The following is a 13,939-nucleotide window of genomic DNA, read 5'->3' as shown; positions in this document are numbered from 1 at the left end:
CGCGGCCGGCGGGACCCCTCGAGGGACCCGCCGGCCGTCAGGGGGTCAGGACGGCGACGGCGCCGGTCTCCAGGGCCGCGCAGACGCTCCCGTCGGGGGCGACCACGATCCCGTGCGGTTCACCGGCCGGGGTGGGCAGGTCGTGGCCGATGATCCGGCCGCCCGCGTCGACGTGACCGATCCGGTTCGCGCCCCACTCGGTGAACCAGCAACCGCCGGCCGGGTCGGCCGCGATCGCGTGCGGGCGGGCGGCCCGGTCCGGCAGCGGGAACTCGGTGATCTCACCGTCGACGGTGATCCGGCCGAGCTGCCCGGCGAGGATCTCCACGAACCAGAGCCCGCCGTCGCCGCCGGCGCTGATCCCGACCGGGCCGGCCGCGTCGGTGGGCAGGGCGTGCAGGCGTACCCGCCCGGACGGGTCGATCCGGGCGATCGCGTTCGCCCGGTTGAGCGTGCACCACAGCGCCCGGTCGGGGCCGACCGCCAGCATCGACGGGAAGGCCCCGTCGACCGGCAGCGGGAACTCGGTGACCTGCCCGTCGAGGGTCACCCGGCCGACGGTGTCGCGGTTCATCGCGGCGTACCAGAGGGCACCGTCGGGACCGGCGACGAGCCCGCACGGGCCGCTGCCCGCCGGCAGCGGCACCGAGCCGGCGACCCCGTCGGTGGTGATCCGGCCCAGCCGGTCGTCGCCGGAGCGGGTATACCACAGCGCGCCGTCCGGCCCACCGACGATGATCAGCGGACGGCTCTCCGCCGGGTCCGTGAGGTGCTCCCGGACGTCGCCGTCCAGCCCGACCCGGGCCGTGCCACCGCTGCCGGACAGGGTCACCCAGAGCGCGCCGTCCGGGCCCACGGTGATCCCGTACGGCCCCGAGCCCGCCCCGGCCAGCTCGATCTCCCGGATCCGCGCCATCCGGCCTCCCCTCCTCCGGCAACGGGCCCACCCTGCGCTCCCCCGCCCGCGGGCGCAACGCGATTCCGGCGCGACTGCCAGCTGACTCATAGGGTCGCCACGGCTTCCGCCCAGCTCAGCCGGTCACTGTCGGTCACGTAATCGCCGCACCACCGAAACCGACCGGAGGACTGATGTCCCGCACGATGTCGAAGAAGCACCTGCTGGCCGGCCTGGCCGCCGCCGGGGTACTCGGCGTGGGGATCGCCGCCGCCCCCGCGTTCGCGGAGGAGAGCGCCACCCCGACGCCGAGCGCCAGCAGCAGCGCCGACCAGGGCGGCACGAACGATCAGGGGACCGACCGGCAGCAGCAGCGGGCCGACCGGCAGGCCGAGTTCGCCGAGGCGCTGGCCAAGGAGCTGGGCGTACCGACCGAGAAGGTCACCGCAGCGCTGGAGAAGCTGCGCGCGGAGCACCAGGCCGACCGGCCGGCGCGCCCGTCCGCCGAGGATCGGCAGGCCATGCTCAAGCAGCGGCTGGACCAGGCGGTCAAGGACGGCAAGCTCACCCAGGAGCAGGCCGACGCGATCACCAAGGCCGCCGAGTCCGGGGTCTTCCCCGGCGGCGGCATGGGCGGGATGGGCTTCCGCGGCCACCACATGCGCTGACCCGGCGCGTGACTCGTGCGGCATGTCGCGGTTCCCGCCCTCCTGGGACCGCGACATGCCGCACGTCGGCTTCTCCACCGCTCGGGCAGCCCGGGCAGCGGCCCGGTCGGCGCAGTTCGGTCAGGCCGGGGTGGGTGGCGTGAACACGCCGACCCGGTTGCCGGCCGGATCGAGCAGCTGGGCCAGGGTGAGTCCGCGCGGCGTGGTCCGCGCCGGCACCAGCACCTTGCCACCGGCCGCCTCGGCCCGCCGGCAGGTCTCCGCCACGTCGGTCACTTCGGCGTGGAAGATCGCGTAGTTCGCCGCGTCCCCCTCGGTGGCCCGGATCGCCCCGCCGATCCCCCGCTCCCCGCCGGCCACCGTCTGCCGGTACGACGCGCCGGGCGGCCCCTGCTCCTCGAACGTCCAGCCGAACAGGTCGGCGTAGAAGCCCTCGACCTCCGCCGGGCGGTCGGAGCCGATCTCGAACCAGGTGATGGGCGTGCCGGACATGCTGCCTCCTTCTGAGCGCGCCGGCCGGGGTGGCCGGCGCCGTCAGGAGTCAGCCTCGGCGACGTCCCCGACAGCGTCCTGTCGGTGTTTCCGGAGCGATTCGCCGCACCTGCGCCGGGAGCCCGCCGCCGGCGCCCGGATCGGCCCACCACCCGCGCCGCCGTCCTTCAGACCAGGCTGAGCGCCCGCACCCGCTCGCGCGGGATGTCCAGCTCGTCCAGGCGCAGCTCCCGCGTCACCCGCTCGGCCAGCGGGCGCACCGAGACGATCCGGTCGGTGCGGAAGCAGCGCGGCCCGCCCCGTAGCCGGCACCACGCCACGAGGTACCAGTGCCGGGCGTTGCCCAGGTAACCCAGCGGTTCCACGTCCCGGGTCGAGACCGCGCCGACGCGGTCGGCGTACCCGAGGCGCAGCAGGCGCCCGGCGGTGACCGCGCCGGCGACGAGGGCCGGGACGGGCGTGGCCGGCCCGTCGCCGATCAGGTGCACCCGGCCGGCGAGCCGGTGCGCCTCGGCCACGTCGGCGGCCGGCATCACCGCGACCAGCTTGCGCAGCGCCGCCCCGGCGGCCGACGCGAAGGGGGTGCCGCGCAGCCGGTGCAGGCCCACCGCCATCGCCACCGCCTCCCCCGCGGTCAGGTTGACCGGCGGCAGGGTGTGCGCGCGGTCGACCGCGTAGCCGCCGGTGCGGCCCGGCTCGGCCCAGATCGGCACCCCGGAGGCCTGCAAGGCGCCCACGTCCCGCTCGATGGTGCGGGTGCTCACCTCGAAGCGCCGGGCCAGCCAGGCGGCGCTGCGCGGCCGCGGCGAGACCACCCGCAGCTCCTCCACCAGGGCGTAGAGACGGTCCGTCCGGTTCACCCCCGCAGGCTAGGCCCCCGGTACGACAGCCCTCAGGCGATGCAGGCGCAGACGATCAGCGCCGCGCCGAAGTGGGTGGCGGCGCTGACCCGGGCCGCCGGGTGCGGCTGGTCGGCGCAGATCACCTCGCCCAGCCTGCCCGGGGTGAGCAGGTCCAGCACGAAGAAGGCCAACGCCATGATCACCAGCCCGATCAGCCCGAAGACCACCGTCGAGGCGAGCCCCTTGCCGAACGAGTCGTAGCTGGTCAGGATCGCGGTGAAGACGATCCCGGCGATGCCGAGCTGGTTCGCGGCGAGCAGCAGCGCGGCGTTGCCGTTGCGCTGCACCCAGATCAGCTCCCGGAGCTTCCCGGGCGTGAGCAGGTCGACCAGCACGAAGCCGGCCGCCATCAGCCCCACCCCGACGACTCCGAACACGACGCTCTGCCATGCTCCGGTGAGCAGATCCTCCAGCACCGACGGCCTCCCGACCTCTGCGCCCGGCGGAAGTGCCGGCGCGGTGATCGAGACGATAGCGGGACCGCACCACCGCCGGCAGACCCGTGAGCCCGGCCCTGCGCGCGCCCGTCGGACGGACGACCTGCCGGGCCGGTGGCGGGGGCTGACCGTACGGGCCTGTGCCGGTGGGGCCGACGGGACGAGAATCGCCGGCATGGACCCAGCGGGAACAGCGCGCAGCGCCCGGGTGGCGGCCCTCTTCGACCGGGTGGCCGACACGTACGACAACGTCGGGGTGCCCTGGTTCACCCCGGTCGCCGAAGGGCTGGTCCGGGAGCTCGCCCCCCGCCCCGGCGAACGCGCCCTGGACGTGGGCTGCGGGCGGGGAGCGGTCCTCCTCCCGCTCGCCGAGGCGGTCGGACCGACCGGGTCGGTGACCGGTGTCGACCTGGCGCCGGCGATGGTGGCGGCGACCCGGGCCGAGGCGGCCCAGCGCGGACTGGCCCAGGTGGACGTACGGCTGATGGACGCCACCGCCCCGGACCTGCCGGCGGGCGGCTACGACCTGGTGGCCTCGTCGCTGGTGCTGTTCTTCCTGCCCGACCCGGCGGCAGCGCTGCGGGCGTGGCGGGAGCTGCTCGTGCCCGGCGGCCGGCTCGGCGTCGCCACCTTCGGTGACCGGGACCCCCGCTGGGAGGAGCTGGACGCGATCTTCCGACCGTACCTCCCGCCGCAGCTGCTCGACGCCCGCACCAGCGGCACCGCCGGCCCGTTCGCCAGCGACGCCGGGGTCGAGGAGCTGCTCACGGCCGCCGGATATCAGGGGGTACGCACCGTCGGGCTCGACATCGAGGCCGTCTTCACCGGCCCCGAGCACTGGTACGCCTTCTCCATGTCGCACGGCCAGCGGGTCATGTGGGAGGCCGTCGGCGAGGACGAGCGCGCGAGGGTCCGCGCCGCCACCACCGACTTCGTCGGTCGGCTGCGCGGCGCGGACGGGACGATCCGGCTCACCCAGCGGGTGCGCTACACGCTGGGTGAACGACCCGCCGCGGACGCGCCCGCCTAGAGCGAGAGGTAGTGCTGCCGCTCGTACGGGGTGACCTCGCGGCGGTACTGCTCCCACTCGGCCCGCTTGTTGCGCAGGAAGAAGTCGAAGACGTGCTCGCCGAGCACCTCGGCGACCAGCTCGGAGCCGGCCATCACGTCGATCGCCTCGGAGAGGTTCTCTGGGAGCGCCTCGTAGCCCATCGCGCGACGCTCGGCGCTGCTCAGCGACCAGACGTCGTCCTCGGCGCCCGGAGGCAGCTCGTAGCCTTCCTCGATGCCCTTGAGGCCGGCGCCGAGCATGACCGCGAAGGCCAGGTACGGGTTGGCCGCCGAGTCCAGGGAGCGGACCTCGACCCGGGCCGAGTTGGGCTTGCCGTACGCCGGGACGCGGACCAGCGCGGACCGGTTCAGGTGACCCCAGCAGACGTACGCGGGGCTCTCGGTGATCCGGTCCGGCAGCGCCTGCGGGAAGAGCCGCTTGTACGAGTTGACCCACTGGTTGGTGACCGCGGTGTATTCCCGGGCGTGCATCAGCAGGCCGGCGATGAACGACTTGGCGACCTTGGAGAGCTTCATCGGGTCACCGGCGTCGTGGAACGCGTTGCGCTCCCCCTCGAACAGCGACAGGTGGGTGTGCATGCCGCTGCCCGGCTGGTCGGTGAAGGGCTTCGGCATGAAGCTGGCCTGCACGCCGGTGGAGAGCGCCACCTCCTTCACCACGTGCCGGAAGGTCATGATGTTGTCGGCGGTGGTCAGCGCGTCGGCGTAGCGCAGGTCGATCTCCTGCTGGCCGGGGGCGACCTCGTGGTGGCTGAACTCCACCGAGATGCCGATCCGCTCCAGCGACAGCACGGCCTGCCGGCGGAAGTCCCGGGCCACCGCGTGGGTGGTGTGTTCGAAGTAGCCGCCGGTGTCCACCGGGATCGGCACGGAGCCGTCCTGCGGACCGTTCTCCAGCAGGAAGAACTCGATCTCCGGGTGGGTGTAGAAGGTGAAGCCCTTCTCGGCGGCGCGGGAGAGCGCGCGGCGCAGCACATGCCGCGGGTCGGCCCAGGAGGGGCCGCCGTCGGGGAGCAGGATGTCGCAGAACATCCGGGCGCTCTCGCCGCTGACCCCGCCCTCGAACGGGAAGACCTGGAAGGTGGTCGGGTCGGGCATGGCCACCATGTCGGATTCGAAGACCCGGGCGAAGCCCTCGATCGCGGAGCCGTCGAAGCCGATGCCCTCCTCGAAGGCGGCCTCCAGCTCCGCGGGCGCGACCGACACGCTCTTGAGCGTGCCGAGCACGTCGGTGAACCACAGCCGGACGAAACGGATGTCCCGTTCTTCCAGCGTGCGGAGGACGAACTCCTGCTGACGGTCCACAACAACCCCTCGCGACACTGTTTGCAAGCCACCGGTCGGACCGGCCACGCACCTGACCGACCAGTGTCCATCGACCTCGTTACGCCGACGTTACGCGACCCCGCGCCCGCCGGCCCGCCGTGTCCCACCTCTGCCGGCCGGGCGGAGGCCGCTGGGGCAAGATGAGGACATGCCCACGCTGCGCCTCGCCCTGTCCCAGGTCAACCCGACAGTGGGCGACCTGGACGGCAACGCCGACCTGGTCCGGCGGTGGACCCGACGGGCCGCCGACGCCGGCGCCCAACTGGTCCTCTTTCCCGAGCTGGTGCTCACCGGCTACCCGGTGGAGGACCTGGTCTTCCGGCGGGCCTTCGTCGCCGCGTCGAAGGCCGCGCTGGACCGGCTCGCCGCCGACCTGGCCGGCGACGGCCTCGGCGAGCTGCCGGTGCTGGTGGGCTACCTGGACGCCGACGGGCCTCCGCAGGTCAGCGTCGACGCCCGGCCGGGCCACGGCGCCCGCAACGCCGCCGCCCTGCTGCACCGGGGCGCCGTGGTGGCCACCTACTTCAAGCACCACCTGCCGAACTACGGGGTCTTCGACGAGGACCGCTACTTCGTGCCGGGCGACACGCTGACCGTGGTCCGGATCGGCGAGGTGGACGTCGCGCTGACCATCTGCGAGGACCTGTGGCAGGCCGGCGGGCCGTTCGCGGTGGCCCGGCAGGCGGGCGTCGGGCTCGTGCTGAACATCAACGGCTCGCCCTACGAGCTGAACAAGGACGACATCCGGCTGCCGCTGGTCCGCCGCCGGGCCGCCGAGGCCGGGGCCACCATCGCGTACGTCAACATGGTCGGCGGCCAGGACGAGCTGGTCTACGACGGCGACTCGATGATCGTCGCCGCGGACGGCACCCTGCTCGCCCGGGCCCCGCAGTTCGTCGAGCACCTGCTGGTGCACGACGTGCCGCTGCCGGCGGCCGGGGAACCGGCCGACCCGGGCGAGCTGGCCGACGGGATGCGGCTGGTCCGGCGTACCGTCGGGTCCCTGCCGCCGGCCCCGACGGGCCCGGCGGCGGTCGGCGGGGTGATCGAGCCGGTCGCCGACGAGGCGGAGGTGTGGCACGCGCTGGTGACCGGCCTGCGCGACTACGTCGACAAGAACCGCTTCCCGTCGGTGGTGCTGGGCCTCTCCGGCGGCATCGACTCGGCGCTGGTCGCGGCGCTGGCGGTGGACGCCCTCGGCCCCGACCGGGTGGTCGGGGTGTCGCTGCCCAGCCAGCACTCCTCCGAGCACTCCCGGTCCGATGCCGCGGAGCTGGCCAAGCGCACCGGGCTGGACTACCGGATCGAGCCGATCCAGCCGATGGTGGACGGCTTCCTGGCCAACCTGTCGCTCTCCGGGGTGGCGGTGGAGAACCTCCAGGCCCGGGTACGCGGGGTGATCCTGATGGCGCTGTCGAACCAGGAGGGCCATCTCGTCCTCACCACCGGCAACAAGAGCGAGCTGGCGGTCGGCTACTCCACCCTCTACGGCGACTCGGTGGGTGGCTACAACCCGATCAAGGACGTCTGGAAGACGCTGGTCTGGCGGCTGGCGAAGTGGCGCAACGCCGACGCCGAACGCCGCGGCCAGACCCCGCCGATCCCGGAGAACTCGATCGGCAAGCCGCCGTCGGCGGAGCTCAGCCCCGGCCAGCTCGACAGCGACACCCTCCCCGACTACGACGTGCTCGACCCGATCCTGATCGGCTACGTCGACGGCGACCTGGGCCGGGAGGGGCTGATCGCCTCCGGTCACGACGCGGCGGTGGTGGACAAGGTGCTGCGGATGGTCGACCTGGCCGAGTACAAACGCCGCCAGTCCGCCCCCGGCACCAAGATCTCGATCAAGGCGTTCGGGCGGGACCGCCGGTTGCCGATCACCAACCGCTGGCGCGAGCACGGCTGAGCGCTCTCGGTCGGGGCGGCGCCGGGGAGTGAAATCCTCCACTCCGACCTGCCCCCGGCCGGTCCCGCGGTGCGACGATCGCGGCAGAACCCGGGGACCGCGTAGGCGGCCTCGAGGAAGGGAGACAGTGATGGTGGAATCCACCCCCACCGAGGTGACCGCCCTGTACGGCGGGCCGGCCACCCGACGGGTCCGCACCCGCGACCTGATCGCCGCCAAGGAGCGCGGCGAGCGCTGGTCCATGCTCACCTCGTACGACCAGTACACCGCCGGGATCTTCGACGCGGCCGGCATCCCCGCGCTGCTGGTGGGCGACTCGGCGGCGAACAACGTCTTCGGCTACGAGACCACCGTGCCGGTGACCGCCGAGGAGCTGCTGCCGCTGGTCCGCGCCGTGGTACGCGCCACGAAGCAGGCGCTGATCGTCGGCGACCTGCCCTTCGGCTCGTACGAGGAGGGGCCGACGCAGGCGCTGCGCACCGCCGTCCGGTTCATGAAGGAGGGCGGCTGCCACGCGGTGAAGCTGGAGGGCGGGCGGCGCTGCGCCGAGCAGATCGCCGCGATCACCGGCGCCGGCATCCCGGTGATGGCGCACATCGGCTTCACCCCGCAGAGCGAGCACGCCATCGGCGGCTACCGCGTCCAGGGGCGCGGCGACGCCGCCGACGACGTGATCGCCGACGCCCGGGCGGTGGCCGAGGCGGGCGCGTTCGCCGTGGTGCTGGAGATGGTGCCGGGCGAGGTGGCCAAGCGGATCACCGCCGAGCTGCCCATCCCCACCGTCGGCATCGGCGCCGGCCCGGACACCGACGCCCAGGTGCTGGTCTGGCAGGACATGGCCGGCCTGCGGACCGGCAAGGCCCCGCGCTTCGTCAAGCGCTACGCCGACCTGGCCGGCACGCTCGCCGAGGCTACCCGGCGCTTCGCCGACGAGGTCCGCGGCGGCGAGTTCCCGGCCGCCGAGCACACCTTCTGACGGGTCCGGGAGGGCCGCCGCCGCATGGGTACGGCGGCGGCCCTCCCGCCGCGCCGTCCCGCCGGTCTCCCGCCCCCGCGCCGTCCCGCCGCTCTCCCGCCCCGCGCTGCCCCGGCGGCCTGCCGTCCGCCCCGGCTGGCACATTCCTGCCGCCCCGCGATCGGTCGGGCGGCGACCGGGGTCAGACCACGCAGAACTCGTTGCCCTCCGGGTCGGTGAGCTGCACGGCGTAGTGGCCGTTCTCCGGGTCGTCCATGGCGCCGAGGACCGCGGCGCCGAGCGGGACGAGCCGGTCCACCTCGGCGTCCACCCGCTCCCGCCGCTCGGCGAGTGGCACGCCCCGGCCACCGCCGACCTTGAGGTCGATGTGCAGCCGGTTCTTCAGCGACTTGACCTCGGGGACCGGCTGGAACCAGAGCCGCGGCCCGGCGCCGGTCGGATCCTCCAGCCGGTCAGCGCAGTCGCCCTCACCCAGCTCCTCGGCGGGGACACCGTGCGCCAGATACCACTCCCGCCAGGTCGGATGCCCGTCCGGCGCGGGCTGCGGCCGGTAGCGCAACGCCTGTGCCCAGAACGCGACGAGCCTCGACGGCTCCCGACAGTCGATCACCAGTTGCCATTCCATCCGGCGATCCTGTCCCAGGGGTACGACATCGACCTCCATCACGGTCGGACCTCGGGCGCGACGTCGGTCTGTGCATGACGTGCCGAGCGGTCCACAAACTGTCGTACGCCTGTTCTAACGTGGTGTCCGTGATGGACGAACTGGCCCGGGCCGAGGCGGCGCTGCGCTCGCGCCTGGAGGAGGCCCCCTGGGCCCTGTCCGAGGCCGAGCTCGTCGACGCCCTCGACGCGGTGCACGCGCTCGAGCAGCGCCTCGCCGCGGTCCGGCTCGCGCTGGTGCGGGAGGTCGACGGGCGCGGCACCGCCGTCGCGCAGGGTGCCTCCTCGACGGCGGTCTGGCTGCGCGACCGGCTGCGGCTCACCGTTCCGGCCGCCCGCCGAATGGTCGCCCTCGCCACCACGCTGCACGACGGCCCTCCCGAGGTCCGGGACGCGCTCGCCGACGGCCGGGTCGACACCGCGCAGGCGCAGGTGATCGCCGACACCGCGCGAATCGTGCGGGCGGAGGCGGGCCCGGAGGCCGCCGACCGGGCCGTCGGCCTGCTCGTGGAGTGGGCCGGGCAGTTCGACCCGCCCGTGCTCCGCGCGCTCGGCACCCGGATTCTCGACCACGTCGCACCCGAGGTCGCCGAGTCGGCGGCCGCCCGGGCACTGGAGGCCGAGGCCGCCCGGGCCGCCCGGGACCGCCACCTGACCCTCTCCGACCTGCGGGACGGCCGCTTCCGGTTGACCGGCAGCCTGGACGGCGAAACGGCGGGCCTGCTGCGCGCGGCGATCGAGCCGCTGACCGCGCTCTCCGGTCCGGACGACGCCCGCTCGCCCGGGCAGCGCCGGCACGACGCGCTCGGTGCGGTCTGTCGGCTCGCGCTGCGCACCGGCGGGCTGCCCGAGCACGGCGGCGAGGCCGCGCAACTCGTCGTCACCACGTCGTACGACGCGCTCACCGGCCGGCTCGGCGCCGGGCTGCTCGACACCGGCACCACACTGACCCCGGAGACGGTCAGGCGACTGGCCTGCGACGCCGCCGTACTGCCCGCCGTGCTGGGCGGCGCCGGGCAGGTGCTGGACGTCGGGCGACAACGACGGGCCGTGACGGGCCCGCTGCGCCGGGCGTTGGTCCTGCGCGACCGTGGCTGCGCCTTTCCCGGCTGCGACCGCCCGCCCCGCTGGTGCGAGGGCCACCACATCCGGCACTGGGCGGACGGCTGCGCCACCACGCTGACCAACTCGGTCCTGCTCTGCCGGCACCACCACCGTCAGGTGCACCACCACGGCTGGCAGGTCCGGCTCGCCCCCGACGGGCATCCGGAGTTCGTCCCGCCCACCTGGCTCGATCCGCAGCAGCGGCCCCGCCGCAACCACCACCGGCACGCCTGGGCGCGCACGTCACCGGCACCGGTCCCCACATCCGGCAGGCAGCTGACCCGGCCCGCTGCACTCTCCGACCAACCGACGACCCGGGTGCCTGGATTCTCCGACCGGGTGCCGGCCCGGCCCCGGACCCGGCCCGCCGTTCCCGGCCGGACGAGCAGGACCCGCCGGGTCGGTGCCGGACGGTCACCCAGCCAACCGACGGCCCGCTCCCGGCCCCCGTGACCACGTTCCCTCCGGTCGGCGCCGGTCCGGCGCCACCACCGCGCGGCGAGCGCTGGCCGAGGACCGCCGGCGAGCTCACAGGACAGTGCCGCACGGCCGGTTCGGGTACGGTGCGACGGTGACCTTCGAGCCCGGTCAGGTCGTCACCCGTCGCTACTGGCGCGGCGGACTGTGCACCTGGGTGCAGCCGATGCGGGTGATCGCCGACGACGCCGATGGTCTGCTGCTCTGGAGCCCGGTCGGCAGCGACGTCGCCCGGCTGGTCGACGCCGACGGCCGCAACCCGCACGACCTGCCCGTCGACGAGCTGCGGGACCCGCGACTGACCGTCGGCGCCTGGGAGAGGTACGACGTCCTGGTGCTGATGCCGCCGCAGGCCGCGTACTCGGTGTGGTGGTTCTTCGACGACGGCGTCTTCGCCGGCTGGTACGTCAACCTGGAGGAGCCCTGCGTCCGCCACCCCGGCGGCGTCGACACCACGGACCTCGTCCTGGACCTCGTGGTGAGCCCGGAGCGGCGGTGGGAGTGGAAGGACGCCGACGAGTTCGCCGAGCGCGTCGGGCACCCGCTCTACTTCGACCGGGCCACCGCAGACGGCATCCGGGCGGAGGGTGAGCGACTGATCGGGCTCGTCGAGGCGGCGGAGTTCCCCTTCGACGGCACGTACACGGACTTCCGGCCGGGCCCGGACTGGCCGGCGCCGCGGCTGCCGCGCGACGTGGAGGCGGCCGTCAGAGATCGGTGACGCGGATGCCGGCGTGCGCCTTGTAGCGCTTGTTGATGGCGATCAGGTTGGCGGTGAACGCCTCGATCTGGTGGGCGTTGCGCAGCCGGCCGGCGTAGATGCCCCGCATGCCGGGGATCCGGGCGGCGAGGGCGGCGACCACGTCGACCAGTTCCCGGTCCTCGGTGCAGATCAGCACGTCGAGCTCGATCCGGTCGACCTCGGGGTCGGCCAGCAGGGGCGCGCTGACGTGGTTGAACGCCGCGCAGACCCGGGAGTCCGGCAGCAGCCCGGCGGCCTGCTGGACGGCGCTGCCCTCGGCGACGGTGAGCGCGTACGGGCCCTGCTTGTCGAAGCCGAGCGGGTTGACGCAGTCGACGACGATCTTGCCGGCGAGCGGCTCGGCGAGGGCGGCCACGGTGGCGGCGTGCCCGTCCCACGGGACCGCGATCACGACCACGTCGCTGCGCCGGGCCACCTCGTCGTTGGCGGCGCCGGTCACGTCCACGCCGGCCGGCATCCCGGGCAGGCCGGCGATCTCCGCGGCGGACTGGGCGGCCCGCTCGGCGGAGCGGGACCCGATCAGCACCGTGTTGCCGGCCCGGGCGAACCGGTAGGCGAGCCCCCGCCCCTGGTCACCGGTGCCGCCGATGATGCCGACGGTCAGCCCGGACACGTCGGGCAGCGTGGTCGCGTCGTAAGCCATGCCGTCATCCTCGCAAAATGCCGCCGCCACAGCAGCGCCGGGCGTTGTGAGAATGCCCGCTACGGCTGACGCCCGCCTGACGCCGTGCGCCGGGCGGCCCGGGCTTCGGGCGGGCGGGCGTCAGGCGCGGGCGAAGAGGACCTTGCGTTGCACCGGGTCGGCGGTGACCAGCCGGACCCGGACCCGCTCCCCCAGCGGCAGGTCGCCGGTGCAGCGGGCCCGGACCGGCGGCTCGTCGAGGGCCACCGTCCCGCCGGGTTCGCGCCCGGGCTTCGCCTCGCCCGACGGCGGCGCGTCCACGTCCAGCACGGCCGCGTCGAAGGTCTCCCCCACCCGGTGTTCCAGCAGGACCGCCTCGGCCAGCTCGATCGCCCCACGGGTGGCCGCGGAGGCCGTCCGGTCGGTCACCGCCATCACCTCCGGCAGCTTCGGCAGCGCCGTGCGCGCCCAGTCGGGCACCTCCCGGCCCGCGTGCAGGGCCAGGCAGACCTCCGTCGCGTACCGGTCGGCCAGCCGGCGCAGCGGCGCCGTGACATGGGCGTACGCGGCCGCGACCCCGCCGTGCTCCGGCTGCTGCGGCAACTCGCCGTCGAACGCGGTGTACCCGGCGCCGCGCATCAGCTCGGCGGCCTGGTCGATGAACGCGGCCGCCCGGGGCTCGGAGGCGTCGAGCCGGGCGAGGAGCTCACCGACGCCGACGTCGGCCGGCCAGTCCACGCCCAGCGGGGCGGCCGCCGTACGCAGCCGTTGCACCGCCTCCGGCTTCGGCGGGGGCATGGTCCGCAGCAGGCCGATCCGGCCGGCGAGCATGATGTCGGCGGCGGCCATGCCGGTGAGCAGGGAGATCTGCGCATTGTGGTCCTCCATCGGCACCGGACCGCGCAGCACCAGCCGCCAGCCGTCACCGTCGGGCTCCACGTCCTGCTCGGGCAGCGGCAGGTTCATCGCGCCGCGCCGCAGCCCACGGGCGGTGAGCAGGGCGCCGATCTCGGGCAGCAGGGCGATCGGCTCGGGCAGCCGGCCGGCCTCGGCGTCGGCCTGCACACCGAGGTAGTCCAGCTTGGCGCGGGAGCGTACCCGGGCGCGTTCCAGCTCGACCGCGACGGTGCCGCCGTCGTGGTCGAGGTCGATGGTCCAGAGCACCGCGGCCCGCTCCTCGCCCGGCAGCAGGCTGGCCGCACCCTCGCTGAGCGTGTGCGGGTGCAGCGGCACGTTGCCGTCGGGCAGGTAGACCGTCTGCCCCCGGCGCCAGGTCTCCTCCTCCAGGGCGCCGCCGGGACGGACGTGGGAGGCGACGTCGGCGATGGCGTACCGGACGCGGTAGCCGTCGCCCCGGCGGCTCAGGTGCATGGCCTGGTCGAGGTCGCGCGAGCTCGCCGGGTCGAGGGTGACGAGCTCGACGTCGGTGCGGTCGGCGGCGGGCGGCAGCGGCGCGGCGGCCGCCTCGTCGGCCTCGCGCTGCGCCGCGGGCGGGAACTGCTCGGGCAGCTTCAGCTCGCGGCGCAGCGCGCCGAAGTCGATGCGGGGTGCCAGTACGCGTCGGATGACCACGGGTCAATCTTGGCAGCGGAACCGGCGTACCGCCTTCCGGCGGACGGATGGTTCGCCCGCGCGCC

14 protein-coding genes are annotated in these 13,939 nt (G+C 74.6%); 6 read left to right on the top strand and 8 right to left on the bottom strand.

Annotated features, from left to right (window positions below; genetic code table 11):
* Positions 1-37 precede the first annotated feature (37 nt).
* Positions 38-916, bottom strand: coding sequence for a Vgb family protein (locus GA0070564_RS27595; RefSeq protein WP_091615710.1), 879 nt, complete (start codon positions 914-916; stop codon positions 38-40).
* 173 nt (positions 917-1,089) lie between these two features.
* Between GA0070564_RS27595 and GA0070564_RS27590 the strand changes: the two genes are divergently transcribed.
* Positions 1,090-1,563 carry a hypothetical protein gene (locus GA0070564_RS27590; RefSeq protein ID WP_091615705.1) on the top strand — a complete coding sequence of 158 codons (474 nt, stop codon included), beginning with the start codon at positions 1,090-1,092 and terminating at the stop codon, positions 1,561-1,563.
* A gap of 120 nt (positions 1,564-1,683) precedes the next feature.
* Here the strand turns inward: GA0070564_RS27590 and GA0070564_RS27585 are convergent, their stop codons facing one another.
* The 3 genes from GA0070564_RS27585 to GA0070564_RS27575 all read right to left on the bottom strand — a co-directional run bounded on the left by GA0070564_RS27585 (position 1,684) and on the right by GA0070564_RS27575 (position 3,373).
* Entirely contained in the window at positions 1,684-2,055 is a 372-nt protein-coding gene (locus GA0070564_RS27585; RefSeq protein ID WP_091615700.1) for a VOC family protein, read from the bottom strand.
* 167 nt (positions 2,056-2,222) lie between these two features.
* Positions 2,223-2,915 (bottom strand): helix-turn-helix transcriptional regulator, encoded by a 693-nt coding sequence (locus GA0070564_RS27580; protein ID WP_091615697.1) that lies wholly within the window; start codon positions 2,913-2,915, stop codon positions 2,223-2,225.
* A gap of 32 nt (positions 2,916-2,947) precedes the next feature.
* A complete protein-coding gene (locus GA0070564_RS27575) occupies positions 2,948-3,373 on the bottom strand; it encodes a DUF350 domain-containing protein (RefSeq protein ID WP_091615693.1) in 426 nt (141 codons plus the stop codon).
* 196 nt (positions 3,374-3,569) lie between these two features.
* Between GA0070564_RS27575 and GA0070564_RS27570 the strand changes: the two genes are divergently transcribed.
* On the top strand, positions 3,570-4,424 hold the full coding sequence (locus tag GA0070564_RS27570; RefSeq protein ID WP_091615690.1) for a class I SAM-dependent methyltransferase: 855 nt from the start codon (positions 3,570-3,572) through the stop codon (positions 4,422-4,424).
* Here the strand turns inward: GA0070564_RS27570 and glnA are convergent.
* Positions 4,421-5,770, bottom strand: coding sequence for a type I glutamate--ammonia ligase (gene glnA / locus GA0070564_RS27565; protein WP_088972495.1), 1,350 nt, complete (start codon positions 5,768-5,770; stop codon positions 4,421-4,423). The genes GA0070564_RS27570 and glnA overlap by 4 nt on opposite strands.
* A 169-nt stretch (positions 5,771-5,939) precedes the next feature.
* Here glnA and GA0070564_RS27560 point away from each other — a divergent pair, with 169 nt between their 5' ends.
* Positions 5,940-7,697, top strand: coding sequence for an NAD+ synthase (locus GA0070564_RS27560; RefSeq protein ID WP_091615686.1), 1,758 nt, complete (start codon positions 5,940-5,942; stop codon positions 7,695-7,697).
* 130 nt (positions 7,698-7,827) lie between these two features.
* Positions 7,828-8,673: a 3-methyl-2-oxobutanoate hydroxymethyltransferase gene (gene panB / locus GA0070564_RS27555; RefSeq protein ID WP_088972497.1), complete on the top strand. Its 846-nt coding sequence runs from the start codon at positions 7,828-7,830 to the stop codon at positions 8,671-8,673.
* A 181-nt stretch (positions 8,674-8,854) separates the two neighbouring features.
* Here panB and GA0070564_RS27550 read toward each other — a convergent pair whose 3' ends face one another.
* The gene (locus tag GA0070564_RS27550; protein ID WP_091615683.1) at positions 8,855-9,298 is read right to left on the bottom strand and encodes a VOC family protein; all 444 of its coding nucleotides are present in this window, start codon (positions 9,296-9,298) and stop codon (positions 8,855-8,857) included.
* 131 nt (positions 9,299-9,429) lie between these two features.
* On the opposite strand from GA0070564_RS27550, the gene GA0070564_RS27545 reads away from it, so the two are divergent.
* Together GA0070564_RS27545 and GA0070564_RS27540 are read left to right on the top strand one after the other, a co-directional pair.
* A complete protein-coding gene (locus GA0070564_RS27545; protein ID WP_342672584.1) occupies positions 9,430-10,893 on the top strand; it encodes an HNH endonuclease signature motif containing protein in 1,464 nt (487 codons plus the stop codon).
* A 118-nt stretch (positions 10,894-11,011) separates the two neighbouring features.
* Positions 11,012-11,638: a ribonuclease FAU-1 family protein gene (locus GA0070564_RS27540; protein WP_091615812.1), complete on the top strand. Its 627-nt coding sequence runs from the start codon at positions 11,012-11,014 to the stop codon at positions 11,636-11,638.
* Here the strand turns inward: GA0070564_RS27540 and npdG are convergent.
* Positions 11,625-12,323, bottom strand: coding sequence for an NADPH-dependent F420 reductase (gene npdG, locus GA0070564_RS27535; protein WP_091615679.1), 699 nt, complete (start codon positions 12,321-12,323; stop codon positions 11,625-11,627). The two genes, GA0070564_RS27540 and npdG, sit on opposite strands and share 14 nt — an antisense overlap.
* A 120-nt stretch (positions 12,324-12,443) precedes the next feature.
* Entirely contained in the window at positions 12,444-13,874 is a 1,431-nt protein-coding gene (locus GA0070564_RS27530; protein ID WP_091615675.1) for an RNB domain-containing ribonuclease, read from the bottom strand.
* Positions 13,875-13,939: the final 65 nt, after the last annotated feature.

The sequence above is a fragment of the Micromonospora mirobrigensis genome, from assembly GCF_900091555.1.
In the GTDB taxonomy this organism is placed as follows: Bacteria; Actinomycetota; Actinomycetes; order Mycobacteriales; family Micromonosporaceae; genus Micromonospora; species Micromonospora mirobrigensis.
This window is presented reverse-complemented; position numbering and strand designations above follow the sequence as displayed.